The sequence below is a fragment of the Deltaproteobacteria bacterium RIFCSPHIGHO2_02_FULL_44_16 genome (assembly GCA_001798185.1).
Taxonomy (GTDB): domain Bacteria; phylum UBA10199; class UBA10199; order 2-02-FULL-44-16; family 2-02-FULL-44-16; genus 2-02-FULL-44-16.
In genome coordinates this window covers 67,323-73,890 of the sequence record MGRM01000014.1, presented here as the reverse complement: position 1 = coordinate 73,890, position 6,568 = coordinate 67,323, and the positions used below count along the sequence as shown (strand labels likewise).

The window sequence follows — 6,568 nt, the reverse complement described above, 5'->3', positions numbered from 1 at the left end:
CCAAGCCCATCGGAGGCTCTGTCATACTGAATCCAACTGTCAAACCTTGAAAGTCTCACTGGTCAAACCAGTGGCTTACCTGTCAGAGAGTTAGATTTTGAACAGTTATTCAAGTTATGAATGATAATCATTCACGATGTGAATAATTCTGCTCAAGTTTCGTCATTCTTCGATCATGATCGGTAAATCGAAGATCAAACTCATCGAATCGCAATTCAAGACGACAAATGCCAGCACGGTTTTCACGAACTTGTGAAGCAAGCTCACGAATATCACCATCAAGCTTCTGGATTTTTCCATCGAGTTTTTCATGAACAAACCCCAATGCTTTTTCATTGAGTTCAATGCGAGCAGTGAGGCGTTTTTCAACATCATCCAGTTTTCGATCCATTCTCTCGAAACCAGCATTCATTGCTTCAGCCAGAATACCGATCTTCTGATCGAGCGCTTCTGTGATGATACCAACCAGATGTTCCATATCTTTCATGATTTCCTGTTTGATTTCTTTCTTCAGATCCATCGCATTCCTCCTTGTGAGTGTCAATGAGAGGAATGCAGATGATATGCCAAAAAATTCGCTGAAAAATCAACGAGGTCAAAAAAGAAACTGGAGCGTTTTTTTACAATTCGTTAAAAATCGCTTCAGTTACGCACTCACTTTTTGCAGCACATGTTCAGGTAGACTCACGCGTGCGATCGGTTGAATGCGTAAGTTTTCAGCGAGTTCTTGATAGGAGAGAACGGAAAGTTGAGGGAATTCGAGTTCCACAATTTTTCGGAAATATCGACGAACTTCGGCTGTCGTAAGAATAACCGGAGGACGAGCTCCGGGCGGGAATGGATGACTCGCAATCTCTTTCCCCACGGCTTCTACAAATTCCTGCGTAATTTCTGGTTCAAGGGCCAAATAATTCCCCTTCTCGGTTTTGCGAATCGCATTTTTCACCAGATCTTCAATTTGCGAATCGAGAAGATAGACAGCAAGCGTATTTCCTGGCCCAGCATATTTATGCGTAATGTAGCGCTTGAGTCCCGCCCGCACATGTTCTGTCAGCGTTAACGTATCACGTTCAATCTCACCCCATTGCGCAAGCGTTGAGAAAATATTTTTCAAATCGCGAATCGCGATATCTTCTTGCACCAATCGCTGAAAAATTTCGCTCAGTTGCATGAGCGTAATGACTTTCGGAATCAGTTCTTTCACCAGAGCTGGATGTGTTTTCTCAAGTTCCGTCAGCATGGTTTGCACTTCCTGAAGACCTAAAAATTCGTGTGAATGTTTTCGAAGAACGTAGGAGAGATGAAGAATGAGATATTCCGCAATATCCCACATACGAAAACCGGCCTGCGTGGCGACATCTTTATATTCATCCGAAATCCACGTTACCACTGAGCCATCAATCGGATGAATGGTTTCAGTCCCGGTAATATTAAAAAGTTTCAACTGTTCAAGGGGCTCGCCAACGAGGATATGTCCTTTGATAATTTTTCCCTGAGCAACAGGGACTTCATTAATATTAATGACATAAGTTTCTGTATCCATATCGACGGTCTGTCCACGCACTTGAATGCCAGGGAAATTCACGCCGAGTTCATAATAAAGTCCATGACGCAGAAGTGGAATCAACTCATTAATGAAGCGACCACCGTCTTGTTTATCATCGACAAAAGGAATTATAGAACTTCCAACTTCAAGAGAAATAGGACTCGGCATGATAAAGGGTAAAACATCTCCGTGTTTTTTGACTGCCTTTTTGACGGCGTCTTGTTTTGGCGCTTCGGCAATTTCTTGCACCACTTTCTCACGTGAGCGGATGAGGAAAAAGGCAACGCCGCCAACCACCAAACCTAAAAGAACGAATGGAATTTTAGGCAGCCCTGGTACGGCCGCCATAAGTCCCAGAATAACAGAAGCAATAATGAGAGCTTTTGGATACGCAGAAAGTTGGGTGATAATATCGCGACCCAGATTTGATCCTTCACTCTCTGATGCCACGCGCGTCACAACGATACCCGCAGCAACTGAAATAATCAGAGCCGGAATCTGTTGCACCAAACCATCACCAATGGTGAGTAATGAATAGAGCTGAAGCGCTTCTATAAAAGGAAGGCCGCGTTGTGCGACACCAACAATAAAACCGCCGATGATATTCACGAGGATCACGATCATTCCGGCAATCGCGTCTCCTTTGACAAATTTCATGGAACCGTCCATCGCACCATACAACTGACTTTCGCGTTGCAGTGTCTGACGACGCTCCATGGCTTGTTCCATGTTAATAATTCCAGCACGGAGGTCAGCATCAATGGACATCTGTTTTCCAGGAAGTGCATCAAGCGTAAATCGCGCTGCCACTTCTGAAACTCGCTCTGCTCCCTTTGCAATAACGATAAAGTTAATGAGCGTAATAATGATAAAGAGAATACCTCCGACCACATAATTTCCCTGAACCACAAATGTTCCGAAAGCTCGCACCACCTCTCCTGCATTTCCGTCGGCAAGAATAAGTCGTGTCGTAGAAATATTAAGGGCCAATCGATAGAGGGTCGACAGAAGAAGAATCGTGGGGAAAGAGGCAATCTTCAGAGCATCTGAAATATAGAGAGCAGAGAGAAGAATGATAATACCGAGCGTAATTTGAATGGTCAGAAGGATGTCGAGGAGCCATGTCGGAAGCGGGATGACAATCATCCCAATGACAAGGATCACGAAGACAGCGATAAAAACGTCGCTATATTTCGTAATCAATTCATTAATGTTGGTATAGGTCAGGGAGCGTGAACCTTGTTGATCTTCATTCGCCATAAGAGGTTGCTAGTTTAGCATAAGAGAGGCAAAATCGCCAACGTGCAAAATCTTGACCATTGACCAAAGAAAACTGTCATTCCCGCATGTAGTAAGCGGGAATCTCCGGAGATCCCCGCTTTCGCGAGGATGACATTACATCTAAACTCCATGACATCTTTTGTACTTTTTCCCACTTCCGCACGGACAGGGGTCATTACGGCCCACTTTGGAAGAGCCCGACGGAGAAGGTTGAGACAGCCCACCACCAGCAGCAAAAGCTGAAGGGGCTCCATATTGGACGTTTTGAGAAGCCGCTTGTCTCGTTTGTGCTTCGGCTCGGGCAACGCTCTCTTCACTGGTCACTTGAACACGGAAAAGTTTTTCCACCACATCACTCGTCAAACGACGCATCATTTCGCGAAAGAGAAAAAATCCTTCCTTTTTATATTCTAAGAGTGGATCTTTTTGACCATACCCCCGAAGTCCAATCCCTTCTTTGAGATGGTCCATTTGCAAAAGATGATCTTTCCAAAGTCCATCGAGCGTTTGAAGCATTAAAATGCGCTCAATATGACGCATGACCTGAAGTCCATTTTGTTTTTCTCGTTCTTCATAATGCGCAATCACTCGCTCATAGAGCGCAGAGCCAATAGCATCTTGGGTTCGTTTTTCTGCGGGAATCTCACGAAAAACAAAGGGCATATTAAATCGCGCGGTAACGCGTTCTTCGAGCAATTGAGGATCAAAAGTTTCGTCAAGACGATCCGGAACACATTCTTCAATGATGGCAGTGATACTTTCATCAATCATATCGAAGAAAAGATTTCGATTTTCTTTTCCTTCTAAAATTTCACGACGACGTCGATACACCGTCGTCCGTTGTTGATTCATAACGTCGTCAAATTCCAAAAGATTTTTTCGAATTTGAAAATTATGCGCTTCAACTTTTCGTTGAGCATTTGCAATCGCACGAGAGAGCCATGGATGTTGAATCTCCTCGTTTTCTTGCATGCCCATGCGTTCCATCAGACCAGAAATTTTTTCACCACCAAAGATACGCAAAAGATCATCTTGAAGAGAGAGATAGAACTGAGAACGGCCCGGATCACCTTGACGTCCCGATCGACCTCGAAGCTGATTATCAATGCGACGGCTCTCATGTCGTTCCGTACCAATAATGAGCAAACCTCCAGCTTTTAAAACCTCTTCTTTTTCTTGCGCGCACAACGTTCGAAAATGCGGCAAGGTATTTTGATAACTCTCTTCCGTTGCTTCGCTTCCCACTTTGGCGCGCGCCAGAAATTCTGGATTGCCTCCAAGCAGAATATCGGTTCCACGGCCGGCCATGTTCGTCGCAATGGTCACCGCCCCTTTTCGGCCTGCTTGAGCCACAATTTCTGCTTCGCGTGCATGTTGTTTGGCATTGAGAACATGATGAGGAATTCCAAATCGATCGATGAGTTGCGAAAGACGTTCTGACTTTTCGATGGAGATCGTACCTACCAGAACTGGTTGATGGGTTGCATGAGACTGACGAACTTGTTCGACAATAGCATTGAACTTCGCAGCTTCAGTTTTATAAATAATATCTGCTTTATCTTCTCGAATCATATCGTGATGTGTCGGAATCACACGCACATCGAGATTATAAATTTTCGCAAATTCTTCCGCTTCTGTATCCGCCGTTCCGGTCATGCCAGAAAGTTTTTTGTACATGCGAAAATAATTCTGAAACGTAATGGTCGCGAGTGTCTGATTTTCATTTTCAATACGCACATTCTCTTTTGCTTCCACCGCTTGATGCAAACCATCGCTCCATCGTCTTCCGGGCATGAGTCTTCCGGTAAACTCATCGACAATGAGCACTTCTCCGTCTTTGACGACGTAATCAACATCAGAGGTAAAAAGAACATGTGCACGCAACGCTTGATTCACATGATGGAGAAAATGAATATTTTGAGGATCGTAAAGATTTTGAAGATTTAATCGACCTTCAACTTCTGCCACACCTTCTTCCGTGAGCATCACTGATTTCGCTTTTTCATCGATCGTGAAATGTTTTTCTTTTTTGAGATACGGAATAATTCCATTGATCACATAATAGAGCTGTGTGGACTGCTCTGCCTGACCAGAAATAATAAGTGGAGTTCTTGCTTCATCAATTAAGATAGAGTCAACTTCATCAACGATACAAAAATGAAGTGGCCGCTGAACAAACTGCGATGATTCAAACTTCATGTTGTCACGCAAATAATCGAAACCAAATTCATTATTCGTTCCATACGTGACGTCAGCGTTATACGCCCACTGTCTCTCCTTATCATTGAGACCGTGCACAATCGTTCCCACACGAAGACCCAAAAATGTATAAACTCTTCCCATCCATTCTGCGTCGCGACGGGCGAGATAATCATTCACCGTCACAACATGAACACCCTTCTCTTCAAGAGCATTGAGATAAACCGGAAGAGTAGCGACAAGCGTTTTTCCTTCACCGGTTTTCATCTCTGCGATCTGACCGCGATGAAGAACCACTCCACCAATGAGCTGAACGTCAAAATGACGCATGCCGAGCACACGCTTTGAGGCTTCGCGAACGACCGCAAAAGCTTCTGGCAAAAGCCCTTCCAGGGTTTCGCCCTTTTCGAGTCGTTCACGAAAAAATGGAGTCTTTGCTGCGAGATCTTGATCAGAAAGAGAAACTAGCGAAGCTTCAAATTCATTGATGCGTGCCACAAGCGGTTGGATGGTTTTAAGCTCGCGCTCATTTTTTGTTCCAAAAATTTTTTTAAGAAGAATTGTAATCATGAAAAAATGACCTTCAGAAAAAATTAGGATTGATCGACAATATATTGAACTGGATTCACCGCCACACCATCGAGACGAATTTCGTAATGAAGATGAGGTCCGGTACTTCGTCCTGTATTTCCCACGCGACCAATCGTGCCACCACGCTTGATATGCGTTCCTTCTTTCACAAACACTTCCGAGCAGTGACCATAAACACTGGTAATGCCATATCCATGATCAATGATGACCATCTTGCCGTATCCACTTTGATATCCGACTGAAATGACTTCCCCATCTCCTGAAGCTAAAATAGGTGCACCGTGCGGGCTCGCAATATCAACCCCTTGATGCCAACGATGTGTGCCATGAAAACGACGCGAATCACCAAACTCAGAACTAATCCAACCACGAGCTGGCCACAAAGCCGGAAGTGAAGACCAAAGATAGAGCTGATCTTCTCGATAAAGGAAGGCATTATTAAGATTTTCTTCAACGGAATGAATATTTTCAGCAAGTTCTTCGGCTAACTCATTGACATTGCGCCGAGACGAAACATCCAGAGGCCTTCTCCAACGAAGATGCGAGTCAAAAATATTCTCTTTCTCAATTGGACCCTTGCCTGATCGTTCAGTTTTGAGAGCCTGCTTTTCTTGAAGTTCTGCCGCTAAACGCGAAACACGCGATACCGACGCATCAAGTTGCTGAATTTTTGAAATGAGAGAAGCGCGTTCTCTCTGAAAAAGAGAAGCCTCTTGACGAATTTTTTCGACTTTTTGATAGGCCGTCCAATAGGTCCACGCTGCCATCACAGCACCGATAAAAAGGACGAAAGCAGTAGAGAGAAGAGCCCCGGCACACCAAAAACTTCGTTTCGAAAATTGAAAACGACGAATGGTAGAACTCTTCTTCGGAACAACAACGATATTATAGGCTTCGCCTGATTTCATACAGATCGGCAGTAGTCAGTTCTTCCCGAACTGTCAACTTTAG

4 protein-coding genes are annotated in these 6,568 nt (G+C 44.2%); all 4 read right to left on the bottom strand.

The window, feature by feature from the left end; translation table 11 throughout:
- Positions 1-127 precede the first annotated feature (127 nt).
- Positions 128-520 (bottom strand): hypothetical protein, encoded by a 393-nt coding sequence (locus tag A3C46_07030; protein OGQ22299.1) that lies wholly within the window; start codon positions 518-520, stop codon positions 128-130.
- A gap of 126 nt (positions 521-646) precedes the next feature.
- Complete coding sequence (locus A3C46_07025; GenBank protein ID OGQ22298.1) at positions 647-2,806, bottom strand: EscV/YscV/HrcV family type III secretion system export apparatus protein; 2,160 nt, start codon at positions 2,804-2,806, stop codon at positions 647-649.
- 141 nt (positions 2,807-2,947) lie between these two features.
- Complete coding sequence (locus A3C46_07020; GenBank protein ID OGQ22297.1) at positions 2,948-5,596, bottom strand: preprotein translocase subunit SecA; 2,649 nt, start codon at positions 5,594-5,596, stop codon at positions 2,948-2,950.
- 23 nt (positions 5,597-5,619) lie between these two features.
- Positions 5,620-6,525 (bottom strand): hypothetical protein, encoded by a 906-nt coding sequence (locus A3C46_07015; protein ID OGQ22296.1) that lies wholly within the window; start codon positions 6,523-6,525, stop codon positions 5,620-5,622.
- Between the last annotated feature and the right edge of the window lie 43 nt (positions 6,526-6,568).